This is a genomic window from Treponema sp. R6D11 (genome assembly GCF_054786075.1).
Genome location: NZ_BDHD01001141.1, coordinates 1 through 377, shown reverse-complemented (window position 1 = coordinate 377; position 377 = coordinate 1). Strand labels below are relative to the sequence as shown.

Annotated in this window: 1 pseudogene; it reads right to left on the bottom strand. The window is 43.0% G+C overall.

Features of this window, described 5'->3' with window-relative positions:
• Window positions 1–231, bottom strand: a pseudogene (locus ACYVTD_RS17840) (adenylate/guanylate cyclase domain-containing protein); the annotation flags it as partial.
• Between the last annotated feature and the right edge of the window lie 146 nt (window positions 232–377).

The following is a 377-nucleotide window of genomic DNA, read 5'->3' as shown; positions in this document are numbered from 1 at the left end:
GGTAAAAGCTGCGGCGCGTGGGTTTTGAGCAAAGAAAAAGTCTCCCGCTGATTGTTGCGCTAATGCCTGCTGCGCCGCTGTTTGTTGCGAGCTTAGGGCATTTATCGTGTACATAAGCTGACCGGAAGCGGCGCGCATATTTGACAGTATTTCTTCGGCTTCTTCGGCGGCTCTTCTGTTCGCCTCAAAGTTGTTTTCTTCCGCGGCGATTTTTAAATCTTCGCGCACCATCCATGAAACAAGGGCAGTAATTTAACCTAAAGAAAAAACAACGATAATTGAGATAATAGTTATCAGTTTGGTTCCAATTGAGAATCGTACTTTATCATTCTGGGTATCTTTCATCTTATATAAACCCTCACATATTATTTTAACTC